This window comes from Candidatus Chloroploca mongolica, from assembly GCF_004762035.2.
Lineage (GTDB): Bacteria > Chloroflexota > Chloroflexia > Chloroflexales > Chloroflexaceae > Chloroploca > Chloroploca mongolica.
This window is the reverse complement of sequence record NZ_SIJK02000089.1, coordinates 1-14,062: the sequence shown is the minus strand read 5'-3', so window position 1 is coordinate 14,062 and position 14,062 is coordinate 1. Positions and strand designations below refer to the sequence as shown.

Genomic DNA, 14,062 nt, shown 5'->3' with positions numbered 1-14,062 from the left:
CGACATCGCCGCACCGTTCTTGCACGACATCACCGCACCGCTCTTGCACGACATCACAGCACCGCTCTTGTTTGCGCAGTTGCACCAGAATATTAGCTGCATTACTCAGACACAAAACCAGTACGTTGCTACGCAAGTGCTCTAGCCCTCTGATAAACAGTCAACAGCGCCCCGGCAATGCCGGGGCGTTGTTGTGAACTTCGCTGTTGTGAGGAGTTGAAACACATGGCCGCGATCAAAGGCATTATCAGCGCGATGCTGACCCCATTTATCAGTGAAGTGGGACCAGTGGATTACGAATGGCTCCCAGGGTATATGCGGTTTCTTGAAACAGGTGGCCTGCACGGAGTCTTGGCACTGGGAACCACCGGTGAAGGTCCCTCGATGAGTGTAGCGGAACGTGAGCGTGTGCTCGATCTGATTCTTGATCATCGTGGTGCGCTTGCGGTGATTGCAGGTACGGGTTGTGTGGCCTTGACCGAAACGATTGCCTTGAGCAACTATGCACTTGATCGAGGGGCTGATGCGGTTCTGGTGATGCCACCGTTTTATATCAAAGGCCCGACAGAAGCTGGGATTGTCGAATATTATCGTGCGCTCTGTGATGCCTTGCCCGCGGATGGGCGACTGATGCTCTACAACATTCCGCAGGTAACTGGTGTTCCTATTACGCCACCCATCATTGATCAATTGCTTGAGAGTCACGGGACAAAGATCTACGGGTTGAAGGATAGCAGTGGGAACTGGGACAACTCCAAACTTTTGATCGACCGGTACCCACAACTGAACGTCTTTACGGGCAGCGACAAACTGATTGCGCTGGCCCTCTCGGGCGGGGCAGCCGGTGCGATTACCGCGCTCTCGAGTGCCTTCCCACGGATGGCGCGGGCAGTCTATGATGCCCACATCGAAGGCGGCGATGTGCAGGGCGCTCAGGCACGCCTGACGGCGTTGCGCAATCTGCTGGATCCAGTGAATACACCACCGGCACTCAAAGCAGCGTTGACCTGGACAAGTGATCTTCCGCGAACGAGTGTCCGCTTACCGCTGATGCCACTCTCGGGCGAAGAGGAGGCTGCGTTGCAGGTAGCGTACGAAGATGTGATGCGTTGAGTTAGGTAGGTAGACAAGACCTCACAGGTCGAGCAGGCCTGTGAGGTCTTTTTTATTGTCTTATTCAGCATACTCGCTGCGGATGATGCCATAATTGACACAATCCTCAAACTGGCCATTTTTGACGAGGTGTCTGCGCTGACAGCCCTCAAAGCGCATCCCAATCTTTTGCATCACCCGACCAGAGGCGGGATTACGGGCTAGATGACGGGCGAAGATCCGTTCGAGGCCAAGCTGGTTGAACCCGTAGGCAAGGACGGCGTGTGCGGCTTCGGTGGTGTACCCTTGGCCCCAGTACGGCAAGCCCATCCAGTAGCCAACTTCGGCGTGATGATAGGCCGGACGCACAATCAGGCTGATGGCGCCATAGACCTGATCGGTCGTGAGATCGCACATAGCCCAGGTCAACTCATTGGATGTACGGGCTTTGTCGGCGTGCGTACTGATCCATTGTTTTGCGCCATCTTCGGGATAGGGATGGGGCAGATTGAGGGTCGTATCGGCAATTTCAGCGGCACTGGCGAGCACCTGCACGGTCGGGGCGTCGTCGAGGGTAAAAGGCCGTAGACGCAGGCGTTCGGTGAGCAGGAGTGGGATTGGTGGTGTTTCTTCCATGGTGCATTAACTTCAGGGCTAACGCCCTACAAACCCGTCTGTACGCTGAAAAAAGCCAGCATTGCTGGCTTTTTTCAGCGTACAGACGATCTGGGGGAGCCGTAGGCCCCTAACCCCGCTTTAGCGTCTGACGATGAGCGGCAAGAAGACGGAGTGCTCGCGGGTCAGGTTTGACGGGTCGCGAGCGACGCGTACCGGGCCGTAGTCACTGGTAAGGCCATTGTTGGCGATCTCAACGAGCCAATAGGCATAGGCATTGTCGGTTGTCGCCGTGGTATCCACAAACTGGTAGGCGGCGCCACCGGTGCTGCTGCCTCGTGACGCGATCATCTGTGGGGTGATCAAGACGGCCCCGGCGCGCGTACCATCGCTGCTGCGCCACAGATTGAACCCTCGTGTGTCCAGTTCCATACCGGTTTCCCAAGCGACCTCCACGCCAGCGCTGGTACGCGCTGCCGTAAAGCTCTTGAGGGTGATCGGGGTCAAGAAGCTGAAGCGTACCTCTTCCTGGTCATCTTCGGCGAGGATGTTATTGGCAGGTGTGCTGTCAATATCGAACTCGATAGCGCGCCAGACTTCGGCAACGCTGACGATCTCTTCAGCATCACCGGCAGTAATTTCGACATCCACAAAGATCTGCACGGCACCACCGGCGGGCAGGGTTCCGACATCCCAGGTACCAATGCCGGTTGCTGGTTCGTAGCTATAGGTTCCCTGGCCGGTGCTGTAGGTCACATAGCGCAGCAGATCCTGCGGGATGCGATGCTGTACCTGCACCTGCGTTGCGGTGGTACACGGTTCTGCATTGCACTGCTCACGGTTGAGCAGATCAATGACGAGGCGTGCCGTCCGCTCTTCCCCGTTGAGGATGGCAACGGAATGGGCCAGTTCCAGGTCAATCACCAGCGGCCGCACCACCTGGCTGGACTGGTCGTCTTCGCCAGGGTTGTTGTTGCCCGGGGTGCTGTCGGGATCGGGCTGATCGGAGGTTTGCACCTGGGCTGTGTTGGTGATGGTCGGGCTGTAACGATCGATGCGGGCGGCGATGGTGAGCGTTTCGGTCGTGTTGGCGGCGATGGTGCCGACAGTCCAGATGCCGGAACCGTCGTCATAGGTACCAACACTGGCGGTTGCACGGACAAAGGTCAATTCAGGGGCCAGGGGCTCGGAGACAGTGACGCCGGTGGCGGTGCTCGGGCCAGCGTTGGTGAGTGTGATGGTATAGGTGATGACGTCACCGACGTTGGGGCGGGTAGTGTTGACCACCTTGCTCAGCGAGAGATCGGCCTCGTCACCGGTAATGGTGGCCGAGTCCTGGTCGTCTTCGTTCGGGTCGTTGTTGCCTGGGGTGCTGTCGGGGTCGTGCTGATCGGAAGTGTCGACCTCGGCGGTATTGGTTTGCGTGCCGGTCGCACGGACAATCACGTCGAGGGCGAGTGTGACCGTTTCGCTGACGGCGAGATTACCGATGGTCCAGATGCTGGTGGTATTGCTGTAGCTGCCCCGGCTGGGGTTGGCACGGACAAACTCCAGGCCAGCGGGCAGTTCTTCACGCACCGTCACACCGGTCGCGGGATCGGGGCCACGGTTGAAGAGCGTAATGGTGAAGGTGGCGCTGTCACCGACATTCACCCGAGGCGCACTGACGGTTTTGGCGAGTTCGAGGTCGGCGACGGGTGGCCGCACCACCTGGCTGGACTGGTCATCTTCGCCAGGGATGTTGTTGCCGGGGGTGCTGTCGGGATCGGGTTGATCCGATTCTTGCACCTGGGCGATGTTGGTGATGGTCGGGCTATAGGCATTGATGCGGGCGGCGATGGTGAGCGTTTCGGTGGTGTTGGCGGCGATGCTGCCGACGTCCCAGATGCCCGTCACGGGGTCGTAGGTACCGACACTGGCGGTGGCCCTGACAAAGGTCAGTTCGGTTGTCAGCGGCTCGGAGACGGTGACGCCGGTGGCGTCGCTCGGGCCGGCGTTGGTGAGCGTGATCGTATAGGTGATAACCTCACCGACGTTGGGGCGGGTATTGTTGACCACCTTGCTCAGCGAGAGATCGGCCTCGTCACCGTTGATGGTGGCCGAGTCCTGGTCATCTTCGGTCGGGATGTTGTTGCCTGGGGTGCTGTCGGGATCGTGCTGATCGGAGGTGTCGACCTGGGCGGTATTGGTTTGTGGGCCGGTCGCACGGACAATCACGTCGAGGGCGAGTGTGACCGTTTCGCTGACGGCGAGATTACCGATGGTCCAGATGCTGGTGGTATTGCTGTAGCTGCCCCGGCTGGGGTTGGCACGGACAAACTCCAGGCCAGCGGGCAGTTCTTCACGCACCGTCACACCGGTCGCGGGATCGGGGCCACGGTTGAAGAGCGTAATGGTGAAGGTGGCGCTGTCACCGACATTCACCCGAGGCGCACTGACGGTTTTGGCGAGTTCGAGGTCGGCGACGGGTGGCCGCACCACCTGGCTGGACTGGTCATCTTCGCCAGGGATGTTGTTGCCGGGGGTGCTGTTGGGATCGGGTTGATCCGCGGTTTGCACCTGGGCGATATTGGTGATGGTCGGGTTATAGGCATTGATGCGGGCGGCGATGGTGAGTGTTTCGGTGGTGTTGGCGGCGATGCTGCCGACGTCCCAGATGCCCGTCGCGGGGTCGTAGGTGCCGACACTGGTGGTGGCACTGACAAAGGTCAATTCGGTTGTCAGCGGCTCGGAGACAGTGACGCCGGTAGCGTTGCTCGGGCCAGCATTGGTGAGCGTGATCGTATAGGTGATGACCTCGCCGACGTTGGGGCGGGTATTGTTGACCACCTTGCTCAGCGAGAGATCGGCTGGCGCATTCACCTGGATCACATCGGTCGCCCGATTATTCTCAAGGTCAGGGTCAGTCGTATCAGCGGTACGGGTAATGATCGCCGTATTCGTCAGCGTGCCAGTAAAGGCAGGATCAATCGTGCCGCGCAGCGTGAAACTGATCGCACTATTGGGTTGTAGATCAACGGTCGTACTGAGCACATTGCCGCTGCCGGAGGCCTGCCCACATGCCCCGGTTCCAGCAATCAGCGCACATGTCCAACTGACATTGGTAATCTCGGGCGGCACTTCATCGCGCACGGGTGTGCCAAGCGACGGGCTTGGCCCCGGATTGCGCACGGTCACCGTATAGGTAATCGGCCCACCTGAATAGAGCACAGCCGGCTCGTGGCTCTTTGCGATCGAAAGATCGGCCTCGGCGAGCACGACACCACCAACCAGTTGGACAAACGCCGAAGGGAAGAAGGTCCAGGTATCAATGATACGGCGATCACCAAAGCCAAACTGCGGCTCGGCAGATGAATCCCATGCGTGGGCACCGGCCGCACTGGAAACACCACCTAGTGCATTGCGCTCCAGCGGGCTAAGCGAGCGTCCGTAACAGGTAGGATCAGAAATGCCAGCCGAAGCGGGGGGGGGAGGGGTGTCGCCTACTAAAGCGCACGGCGAGAAATCATAGTCACCGGTACCGGTGTAGTTATAGACATCATTGTAATAGATTGTGAAGGGATCGGGATCATCGGGCTGTGGGGTGGGGCGCACACGCTCGATAATCATCCCATTGGGATTGCTTTCGGCATCAATGAAGGGGAAGTGAATTTCACCTGAAGAGAGACGCGCCTGCGCACGGAAGGGCACGCTTCCGGCTTCAACGCGCTCGCCCAGTTGATCAAGGCCGTCCCAGAAGACACTGGTACGAGGCGCGGTCGTGAGGCCAGAAAGGATCCGGTCTTCGGGATCATCAAAACGATTATTGCGATTGGTATCAATCACAATCTCGTAGGTAACATCAGCAGGCGCATCAAATGAGAAGGTGCCACCAAGCGGATTCGTCCCGGCCTGGCCTGGCGTGCCTTCTTCACCGACAAAGGTCAGATTCTGGGGGAGAGGGGCAAGCGTCTGACTACCACGGAGCAACCAGGTTTCGCCATCGGGCGTTCGTGCCGTGGCTGGCATGTCGGGGTCGGGGCCGGTCAGATCAAAGAAGATCTTGTGGGTTACATTGCGTTGCGCCAGATTATCGGGGTCTTCCGGCTTGTGAAAGCCATAGCCAGGGGGAGGCGGCTGAGCAAGGTTAGCGCCAGTCAACTGAAGGGAACGATAGATCGACTCGCCCTCGTTATCAACAATGCCTTTGGCGTTGGCAAAGAAGATGAAACCAAAGGGGTCAATGCCATTGAGATCTACCTCATAGCCCTGACCATCAACTGTCAGGATGTAGAACTGCTTGTAGAGGCCAATATCATCAGGCGCACCAAAAAGGCTGGCATTGCTACCCATATTGAGCGCAAGGTAATTGGCAAAGACGCGACCAGTGCGTTCAATGGCAGCATTGGTGCCATCGCGCACGCTGATATCCCACGCCGCAATCCAGTGGTTGGCGAGGTCAGTGTTCGCCCATTCTTCAGTAATGCGGATAGGCGCTGGATTAGTATCAAGATTAGCAGTCGGGCTGGGGCTGATGAAATCAAATTCCCAGATGCCATCACCAGTCGCTGTCGTTTCGGCGGGTGTGATGATACAGGGTTGATAACCACCAGTGGCTGGCAAGGCACCGACAACCTCTTGAGCACGATTGACGATGCGACCATAGAGCTCATTGCCGGTAGCACGCGCATTGCACGTATCAGGGGTGCTGCCATTAGGGGCACGAATAATCACATCACCGGAGGGAGCCCGGTTCATAGCACTTGAGCCGATGAAAATTTGTTCACCGGCACGCACAAACGCCTTGAAGGTCGACTGACGGGGGATCTCAGCGGTTACGCCGTTGGCATGCCACTCGATATAGGGACGATAGCCCTCGGTGATCTGAGCAGGGGTGATAGGCTGGTTGGCTAGTGCCTGAACGGACGAGCCTGAGGGATCGGTCGTATCCCTGGCGCTGGCAACACTGGTGCGACCAAGTGAGGCCGTAATAAAGACGAGACTCGTCGTCAGGATAAAGAAGAGCCACAGGTAACGAAAGCGCATCCTGGACATCACTGGCGCACGGTGGTGCATACATCCCCCTTGAAGCTTGCAATTTGCTGCCGAAAGTTGCCTGCCCTAATATCGAGCTGCATTAGTCGCACGGTAACGACCTGGGCCGAAGGATTGACGCTGCCAATGCTTCGGCCTTACGTTGCTCTGCCTGGTACTCTGGTACCGTTACGATATGGTACTCCACTCTCCCCCTATTGTATGTGAAGAGGAGCGATTGTACAATACCCTTGGGTGGTACTACTGATAACAGTCTGTTTATGTTGTTTTATTGAGGATATTCCTATGCCAGAGCATATCCTGATTATTGGCGCGGGTCTTGCCGGGCTGACCTGCGCACGTACGCTATTGCGTGCGGGCAAACGGGTGACGGTGCTGGAAGCGAGCGATGATGTTGGTGGTCGTGTGCGCTCAGATTATCACGATGGTTTTATGCTCGACCGGGGGTTTCAGGTGCTCTTTACGGCATACCCGGCGGCGCAGCGCCAGTTTGATTACCGTGCCCTGGGCTTGTGTGCGTTCGATCCAGGGGCGCTGGTGTGCGAGGGTGGGCGGCGGGCGGTGTTGACTGATCCGTTGCGGGATCGTGATCCGTGGGCGTTGCTTGGGGCGGCGCTGACGAGTGTGATTCGACCAGATGACAAACTGCGCACCCTGGCACTCGCTCTCGAAATGCGCCAGACGACGGTTGACGAACTCATTGCTGCCCCTGATCAGCCAACCGAGACCTATCTGCAGCAGAAAGGCTTTAGTCAAGCGGCGATTGATCGCTTTTTTCGGCCTTTTTATGGTGGAATTTTTCTGGATCGATCGCTGCATACGAGTGCGCGCTGTTTCCGCTTTAATTTCAAGATGCTCAGTGATGGGCAGACGGTTGTGCCTGCCCGCGGGATGGGGGCCCTGAGTCAGCAACTGGCTGCCGAGTTGCGTTCGGCAGGGACGATTCGGCTCAAGACGCAGGTGGATGCGTTGATGACTGATGGGCCGCAGGTGACCGGGGCGATGTTGGCTGATGGGAGCCGTTTTGCGTCTGATGCGGTGGTGGTAGCCACGCCCGCCCCCGAGGCGGCACGGCTCACGGGCTTGCCGATGCCTGCGGCGCACGTCGGTACGGTGACGCTCTATTTTGCGGGCGATGCGCCGGTGGTACCCGACAAAAAATTATTGCTGCATAGTGAACCCGACGCATTCGTTAACAATGCCGTGCAACTGAGCAATGTAGCGCCGAGTTATGCGCCCCCGGGGGCGCACCTGCTGAGTGTCTCGATCCTGGGCGTGCCTCCCTTTGATGACGACGAACTGTTTGCGCGCTCACTTGCCGATCTGCAACGGATGTTGGTAGGCAACCACGAGGCGGTGACAGCGCTGCGTACCTATCGCCCGTTGCGGCTCTATCGCATTCCATACAGCCAGTTTGCCCAGCCACCCGGTATCCATCCCACGCTACCCGACAATGCCACCGGGCGACCGGGGCTCTTCTTTGCTGCCGAATTCACCGAAGCGAGTAGCCTCAATGCGGCCATGATTTCGGGCGAGAAGTGTGCCGAGCAGATCCTGCGCCTGTCGAGTGGAATGGCATGAGACACGTGATAATTACCAGTCCTGCGAATGCAACGATCAAGATGATCCGCTCGTTGCGCCAGCGCAAAGCCCGGGTGGCGAGTGGGCTCTGTTTTGTCGAAGGGATTCGCCTGGTGACCGAGGCTGCCGAGGCCGGGGCTGAGTTGGTGCAACTCGTGGTGGCCCCGGCGTTGCTGACCAGTGCGTTTGCGCACGATCTTGTGGCAACCTTACGCCAGCAGGGCACCGAGGTGATCGAGGTCTCGGCTGAGGTGTTTGCGAGTCTGTCGGCGAAAGACGGGCCACAGGGCCTGGCGGCGGTGGTACGCCAGCGCTGGCTCGACCTCGCCGAGGTACAACTGGATCAAGCGCCGCGATGGATCGCGTTGATAGAACCAGCCGATCCTGGCAACCTAGGCACGATCATTCGCACGGTTGATGGCGTCGGGGCGAGCGGCGTGATCATTGTTGAGCCAGCGGCTGATCCGTATGATCCGGCGGCGCTGCGGGCGAGCATGGGGGCGGCCTTTGCGGTGCCGCTTGTACGCACGTCATGGGCCGAACTGGCGGCGTGGAAGCGGGCCACTGGTGTCACGATGGTTGGTAGTAGTGACCAGGCGGCGACCGATTTTCGCCAGGCGGCCTACCCGACGCCGCTGGTGCTCTTGATGGGCAGTGAGCGCCAAGGGCTCAGCGCCGAACAGCAAGCACTCTGTGATCTGATGGTGGCGATCCCGATGCGAGGACGCAGCGACTCGCTCAATCTGGCGGTCGCTGCGGGTATTTTGCTGTACGAGCTTGCGTCATAAGCGGCAAATATTAACACTCCTCTAACGCCACATTAGCGTAGGACATGCAAAAAACAGGTACACTAGAACGTAGAGAAAGCGCAATCCATTTAGGAGAGGAGATAGAGAGATATGGGCAAGATTGTTGGTATTGATCTGGGCACGACCAATTCATGTGTTGCGGTGATGGAAGGCGGCGATGCCGTGGTGATCCCGAATGCCGAGGGCAACCGCACCACACCGTCGGTCGTGGCCTTTGCCAAGAATGGCGAGCGCCTGGTTGGGCAGACAGCCAAGCGTCAGGCGACGATCAATCCTGAAAATACACTGTATTCAGTCAAGCGTCTGATTGGACGTGATTTTGATGAGACGACCACCGAGCGCGAGATGATCTCGTACAAGGTGACCAAGGGCCCACGTGCCGATGTACGCATCCATGTGCCCCAGACGAGCAAGGATTATGCGCCGCAAGAGATTTCGGCGATGGTCTTGCAGAAGCTCAAAGCTGATGCCGAGGCGTATCTTGGTGAGCCTGTCACCCAGGCGGTGATCACGGTACCGGCCTACTTCAACGATAGTCAGCGCCAAGCGACCAAGGATGCGGGCAAGATTGCCGGCCTCGAAGTCTTGCGGATCATCAATGAGCCGACGGCAGCCGCGCTCGCGTATGGGCTTGACAAGAAGAAGGACGAGACCATTCTGGTTTTTGACCTTGGTGGTGGCACGTTCGACGTCTCGATTCTGGAAGTTGGTGATGGCATCGTTGAAGTGAAGTCCACCAGTGGCGATACGCACCTTGGTGGTGACGACTATGATGCGGCGGTGGTCGACTGGATCATTGACGAGTTCCGCAAAGACCAGGGCATTGATCTGAGCAAAGATCGCCAGGCGTTGCAGCGGCTCAAAGAGGCGGCTGAGAAGGCCAAGATGGAGTTGTCGAGCGTCAGTGAAACCGAGATCAACCTGCCGTTCATTACGGCTGATGCGAGTGGCCCCAAGCACCTTGCGATGAAACTGAGCCGGGCGCGCTTCGAGCAGTTGACCAGTGCGTTGACCGACCGGCTGCGTGGTCCGGTGACGCAAGCGATGAAGGATGCCGGGATGCAGCCTTCGCAGATTGACGAGGTCGTGCTGGTTGGTGGTTCAACCCGTATGCCAGTGGTGCAAGAGATTGTGCGGAAGATGATCGGCAAAGAGCCGAACAAGTCGGTCAATCCTGACGAAGTGGTCGCCGTTGGGGCTGCGATCCAGGGTGGTGTGCTTGGTGGCGATGTCAAGGGCGTTGTGTTGCTTGACGTAACGCCGCTCTCGCTTGGGGTGGAAACACTTGGTGGCGTGATGACGCATCTGATCGAGCGCAACATGACCATTCCGACGCAGAAGACCGAGGTCTTCTCGACGGCATCAGATGGTCAGACGGCAGTGGATATCCACATTCTCCAGGGCGAACGCCAGATGGCGAGCGACAACATGACGCTCGGGCGCTTCCGGCTTGAAGGCATTCCGCCGGCGCCGCGTGGTATTCCGCAGATCGAGGTGACATTCGATATTGATGCCAACGGCATTCTGAATGTCAGTGCCAAAGACAAAGCGACGAGCAAGGAGCAGCGCATTACGATCACGGCCAGCACGAATCTGGGCAAGGACGACGTCGAGCGCATGGTGCGTGAGGCTGAAGTCCATGCCGCTGAAGATAAGGCTCGTCGTGAAATGGTTGAACTCAAGAACCAGGCCGACACCCTTGCGTATCAGGGCGAAAAGACCCTGGCCGATCTTGGCGACAAGGTTGATACGATTGAGCGTGGGCGGATCGAGGGTATGATCAAGGATCTGCGTGATGCGATCGCCCAGGAGGATCGTGAGCGGATGCAGAGTCTGATGAACGAATTGCAGCCAGCGATCTTCCAGTTGTCGCAGAATGCCTACAGCGAAGGTGCCGCTCAGGGGCAGCCCGGGGCCCAGGGCAAGAAGAATGACGATGGGGTCGTCGAGGGTGAGTACACCGTTGACGAAGGGCGTTAGACAGAACTAACCGTCTCGGCATAACACAAACGAGGGGCGCTCGCCCCTCGTTTGTGTTATGCCGAGACAATGTCACTGGGCAACGAGCGGCAGGAAGGCTTTGAGGCGATAGCCGCTGGTCAGGAAGAACTGGTCGGCGATGACGCGGTGGCCCGCCTCGCGGGGGTGAAAGTCGAAGAGGCGTTCCAGGTCAGTCGGGTTGAAAGGGGGCAACGCCGGATACGGGCGGGTCACAAAGATCAGTTCGGCTTCACGTCCCTGGAAAGGGGTAAAGATATCAACCACAACAATGCCGCGTGCGGCGGCCTCTTCTTCAATGATGGCATTGAAACGGGGCAGTTCGACATCGGGATTCGCCGGTAGAAATGGTTGGTAGGCAGGCAGATCGTACAAGCCCGGATACGGATTGTAGTAGTTCATGATCAGCAGATCGCCGGTGCGCTGCCCTTCGACGGTGAGCGCGGCTACGAGATCATCGAGAATTTTGCTCAGATTGGCGCGAAAGAGGATCCGCGCTTGCTCAACATTCGTCGTGCTGCCTGGTTGCACCACGGCAGCCGCATCATTGCCGCCGATGCTCAGCGTCACCGGGCTCACCACGCGACCGGCAACGCGTTCGGTGGTGATGAAGGCGACGGCGCGATCGAGTTGACTGGTCTCGGTCACGATCTCGGTCACGATAAAGGAGCTACTTGTTTCGCCACTGCCAACCCCGAGATTCGTGAAGGTTATGGCGGGGTTGATCTGGCGCAGCGTGGCAAACAAGAGATCAGGATAGCCGGGGAGACCGTCGTCATTGGCTGCGACCTCGTTTCCCGTGGCGAGCGAATCGCCCAGGGCGAGGTAGACATCGCCAGGGCCGACGTTACCCGGTGGCAACTGATTGGCCGCCTTGGTTGGCAGCACAAAGAGCGGCATCAGGGCAATGAGCATCAGAATCAGCAACCCTCGACGTAGACTGCGCATCATGACACGGCCTTTCTGTTGAATGTGATTGATTGTTGCTTCTAGTATAGCGGAGATTTTTCCTATGACGACACAAAAAGCCACCATTGCTGGCTTTTTGTGTCGTCATAGGAAAAATTGCTGGGAGGTGGAGGGCATAGCTCTCACATTTGCCAGTCCCCTTTTCTCGTGGCATACTGGCAGACGAATGTCGGTTGATGTAGATCAGGAGTATGCTATATGTCGTTGCAGCCAACTACCACCGTTGCCAGGATTGCCGGGTATGTCGGAGAGACGGTCACGCTGGCGGGTTGGGTCTACCATAAGACCGGGAAGGGCAAGCTGGTCTTTCTGTTGCTGCGTGATGGGAGTGGGACAATCCAGTGTGTGATTTTCAAGAAGCAGGTGAGCGAAACGACGTTTGCGTTGGCCCAGCAACTTGGGCAAGAGGCGGCCTGTCGGGTGACGGGGAGTGTGCGTGCTGACGAGCGTGCGCCTGGCGGCTTTGAGCTTGATGTGCATGAACTGGAACTAGTTGGCCCGAGTGTGGACTATCCGATTAGTCCCAAGGAACATGGCGTCGAGTTTCTGATGGAACACCGCCACCTCTGGGTTCGTTCGGCTCGCCAGCATGCGTTGCTGCGCGTTCGCGCTGAGGTGATTGCCGCGGCGCAAGAGTGGCTCAATGAGCAGGGCTTTATTCGGTTTGACTCGCCGATTCTCACCGCGACGGCGGCTGAGGGTACGAGCAATCTCTTTGCGACCGACTATTTTGATCTTGGCAAGGCCTATCTCGCGCAGACCGGGCAGCTCTATGTGGAAGCCGGCATGATGGCGTTTGGCAAGGTCTACTGTTTTGGCCCGACCTTCCGTGCCGAAAAGAGCAAGACGCGCCGCCACCTGACCGAGTTCTGGATGATCGAGCCTGAGGTGGCGTTTGCCGATCACGAGGATAATCTGGTGCTGCAAGAGCAGTTTGTGAGTGCGATTGTGCAGCGAGTACTCGAACGGCGTGCGGCGGATCTTGATGTGCTCGAGCGCGATACGACGGTGCTGAAACGGTGTGTGCCGCCCTTCCCACGGATCAGCTACGACGATGCGTTGGAGTTGATCAACGCGCATCAGGGCGAGGTCGAAGGGGCAACGCCGGTGCCCTGGGGCGAGGATTTTGGGGCGCCCCACGAGCAGTTGATCGCTTCACAGTTTGATCGACCGGTCTTTGTCGAGCGTTATCCGGCGGCGATCAAGGCCTTTTATATGGAACCTGATCCAGCGCGGCCCGAGGTGGCGCTTTGTGCTGACCTGCTGGCCCCGGAAGGCTATGGCGAGATTATCGGCGGTTCGCAACGCATTCATGATCCTGATCTGCTGGAACGGCGGATCAATGAGCATGGGTTAGATGTGGCCGATTATCGCTGGTACCTCGATCTGCGTCGCTATGGCACCGTGCCGCATAGTGGCTTTGGCATGGGCATTGAGCGCGCCGTCGCCTGGATCACCGGCACGCGCCATATCCGCGAGACGATCCCGTTCCCGCGGATGCTGTACCGGATTTACCCGTAACGGCTGTTTTTTGACGCCAAAGACGCAGAGATTTTGACGCAAAGGCGCAAGGGTGCAGAGATTTTTTATATTACGATTCTTTGCGTCTTTGCGTCTTTGCGTCAAATCCTTTGCGTCAATCCTCCCCGCTGTCGTTTGCGTCGCGCCCCATGCGGTATTTGATGATGCAGCTCGAGTCGCTGGAGCGATGGCCCGCGCGCCAGTGGCGCCGTGAGCAACCAGTTTGGTGCACCGGCCCGCCCATGTCACCCCGAACGAACGTGAGGGGTCTTCCATGCAAATCCGTGAAGATTCCTCACTGCGCCTGCGGCTTCGTTCGGAATGACAACGGAGGCGTTGCGCTCCGACCATGAGGTTTTGTTGCTCAGGAGCGCAAAGGCGCAGAGGGTTTGACGCAAAGGCGCAGGGGCGCAGAGATTTTGACGCAAAGGCGCAGGGGCGCA

8 protein-coding genes are annotated in these 14,062 nt (G+C 58.3%); 5 read left to right on the top strand and 3 right to left on the bottom strand.

The window, feature by feature from the left end; all coding sequences use genetic code 11:
• Positions 1–225 precede the first annotated feature (225 nt).
• Positions 226–1,113: a dihydrodipicolinate synthase family protein gene (locus EYB53_RS23700; RefSeq protein WP_135481789.1), complete on the top strand. Its 888-nt coding sequence runs from the start codon at positions 226–228 to the stop codon at positions 1,111–1,113.
• Between the two features lie 60 nt (positions 1,114–1,173).
• Here the strand turns inward: EYB53_RS23700 and EYB53_RS23695 are convergent, their stop codons facing one another.
• Together EYB53_RS23695 and EYB53_RS23690 are read right to left on the bottom strand one after the other, a co-directional pair.
• Positions 1,174–1,728: a GNAT family N-acetyltransferase gene (locus EYB53_RS23695; protein ID WP_135481787.1), complete on the bottom strand. Its 555-nt coding sequence runs from the start codon at positions 1,726–1,728 to the stop codon at positions 1,174–1,176.
• A gap of 120 nt (positions 1,729–1,848) precedes the next feature.
• Positions 1,849–6,762, bottom strand: coding sequence for a DUF11 domain-containing protein (locus tag EYB53_RS23690; RefSeq protein WP_135481785.1), 4,914 nt, complete (start codon positions 6,760–6,762; stop codon positions 1,849–1,851).
• A gap of 213 nt (positions 6,763–6,975) precedes the next feature.
• Between EYB53_RS23690 and EYB53_RS23685 the strand changes: the two genes are divergently transcribed.
• The 3 genes from EYB53_RS23685 (at position 6,976) to dnaK (ending at position 11,111) form a co-directional block, all read left to right on the top strand.
• Positions 6,976–8,322, top strand: a complete 1,347-nt coding sequence (locus EYB53_RS23685) for an FAD-dependent oxidoreductase (protein ID WP_371879154.1) — start codon at positions 6,976–6,978, stop codon at positions 8,320–8,322.
• On the top strand, positions 8,319–9,110 hold the full coding sequence (locus EYB53_RS23680) for a TrmH family RNA methyltransferase (protein ID WP_216863704.1): 792 nt from the start codon (positions 8,319–8,321) through the stop codon (positions 9,108–9,110). The genes EYB53_RS23685 and EYB53_RS23680 overlap by 4 nt, the downstream gene beginning before the upstream one ends.
• Before the next feature lie 111 nt (positions 9,111–9,221).
• A complete protein-coding gene (dnaK, locus tag EYB53_RS23675; RefSeq protein WP_135481781.1) occupies positions 9,222–11,111 on the top strand; it encodes a molecular chaperone DnaK in 1,890 nt (629 codons plus the stop codon).
• Between the two features lie 72 nt (positions 11,112–11,183).
• On the opposite strand, the gene EYB53_RS23670 is transcribed toward dnaK, so the two are convergent.
• A complete protein-coding gene (locus tag EYB53_RS23670; RefSeq protein ID WP_167857578.1) occupies positions 11,184–12,080 on the bottom strand; it encodes an SGNH/GDSL hydrolase family protein in 897 nt (298 codons plus the stop codon).
• A 216-nt stretch (positions 12,081–12,296) separates the two neighbouring features.
• Here EYB53_RS23670 and asnS point away from each other — a divergent pair, with 216 nt between their 5' ends.
• Entirely contained in the window at positions 12,297–13,619 is a 1,323-nt protein-coding gene (gene asnS / locus EYB53_RS23665; RefSeq protein WP_135481777.1) for an asparagine--tRNA ligase, read from the top strand.
• Positions 13,620–14,062: the final 443 nt, after the last annotated feature.

Bases quoted from the DNA above. Each gene is read 5' to 3' on its own strand.
- EYB53_RS23700 (WP_135481789.1), top strand. From the start codon at position 226: ATGGCCGCGATCAAAGGCATTATCAGCGCGATGCTGACCCCATTTATC.
- EYB53_RS23695 (WP_135481787.1), bottom strand. From the start codon at position 1,728: ATGGAAGAAACACCACCAATCCCACTCCTGCTCACCGAACGCCTGCGT.
- EYB53_RS23690 (WP_135481785.1), bottom strand. From the start codon at position 6,762: ATGCACCACCGTGCGCCAGTGATGTCCAGGATGCGCTTTCGTTACCTG.
- EYB53_RS23680 (WP_216863704.1), top strand. From the start codon at position 8,319: ATGAGACACGTGATAATTACCAGTCCTGCGAATGCAACGATCAAGATG.
- dnaK (WP_135481781.1), top strand. From the start codon at position 9,222: ATGGGCAAGATTGTTGGTATTGATCTGGGCACGACCAATTCATGTGTT.
- EYB53_RS23670 (WP_167857578.1), bottom strand. From the start codon at position 12,080: ATGATGCGCAGTCTACGTCGAGGGTTGCTGATTCTGATGCTCATTGCC.
- asnS (WP_135481777.1), top strand. From the start codon at position 12,297: ATGTCGTTGCAGCCAACTACCACCGTTGCCAGGATTGCCGGGTATGTC.